Source organism: Micrococcus sp. HMSC31B01, assembly GCF_001816085.1.
Taxonomy (GTDB): domain Bacteria; phylum Actinomycetota; class Actinomycetes; order Actinomycetales; family Micrococcaceae; genus Micrococcus; species Micrococcus luteus.
Map to the genome: position 1 here is coordinate 1 of NZ_KV825468.1, position 1,126 is coordinate 1,126.

1 protein-coding gene and 1 pseudogene are annotated in these 1,126 nt (G+C 74.7%); both read left to right on the forward strand.

All coding sequences use genetic code 11. The features are described from left to right. Positions 1-354: pseudogene (locus HMPREF3105_RS12370) on the forward strand (DNA repair protein RecN); the annotation flags it as partial. Between the two features lie 41 nt (positions 355-395). Beyond that, the gene (locus HMPREF3105_RS12375) at positions 396-1,103 is read left to right on the forward strand and encodes an NUDIX domain-containing protein (protein WP_044659884.1); all 708 of its coding nucleotides are present in this window, start codon (positions 396-398) and stop codon (positions 1,101-1,103) included. Positions 1,104-1,126 lie beyond the last annotated feature (23 nt).

Genomic DNA, 1,126 nt, shown 5'->3' on the forward strand with positions numbered 1-1,126 from the left:
GTGGTCCTGGCCGCCACGGACCCGGTGCCCACCTTCGTGTTCGACGAGGTCGACGCCGGCGTGGGCGGTGAGGCCGCCGTGCGGATCGGGGCCCGCCTGGCCCGGCTCGCCCGCCACGTGCAGGTCATCGCCGTGACGCACCTGCCCCAGGTCGCCGCCTACGCGGACCGGCACGTGCGGGTGGAGAAGAACTCGGACCCGGCCGCGGGTGTGACCACCTCCGACGTCGTGACGCTGACGGCCGACGAACGGGTCGAGGAGCTCGCCCGCATGCTCGCCGGGCACGGGGACTCCGCGGCGGCCCGCGAGCACGCCCGGGAGCTGCTCGAGTCCTCCGCCCGCGAACGCGGCTGACCCGGTCCGCGGACGCCGCCCCGACATGAAAGGATCGCCCCATGCCTGAGATCCCCGCGTCCGCGGGACGCTCGCCCCTGCGCGACCTGCACGTCCCCCGCCCGGTGAAGAAGTCGAAGACCGTCTACGAAGGCCGAGTGTGGGACATCGCCCGGGAGTCGTTCCGCCTGGATCCGGCGGACAAGTCCCAGGATCCCCTGACCCGGGAGCTGATGGTGCACCCGGGCGCGGTGGCGATCCTCGCGGTCCGCACCAAGCTCACCACCACCGGCCCCCGCGAGCAGGTGGCCCTCGTCCGCCAGTACCGCCACCCCGTGGGCATGGAGCTGTGGGAGATCCCGGCGGGCCTGCGGGACGTGGACGGGGAGGACCTCCACCAGGTCGCCGTCCGTGAGCTGGCCGAGGAGGCCGACCTGCGCGCCCGCGAGTGGCACACCCTCGTCGACTACTACACGACCCCGGGCGGCTCCAGCGAGGCGATCCGCGTGTTCCTGGCCCGTCAGATCGAAGAGATCCCCGACGGCGAGCGGCACACCCGGCAGGACGAGGAGGCCGCCATGCCGCTCGTGTGGGTCGGCGTCGACGAGGTGACCGACGCCGTCCTGGATGGGCGCGTGCACAACCCCTCCACGGTCGTGGCGATCCTCGCTCTGTGCGCCCACCGCGCCCAGGGGTGGCGGCGCCTGCGCCCCGTGGACGCCCCCTTCGTCCCGGACCGCCACGGCCCCGGGGCGGACTGGCCCGCGTGAGCACCGACCCGGCCGCCCGGGGG

Excerpts from the sequence above, each read along its gene's own strand:
- HMPREF3105_RS12375 (WP_044659884.1), top strand. The coding sequence starts at position 396 with ATGCCTGAGATCCCCGCGTCCGCGGGACGCTCGCCCCTGCGCGACCTG.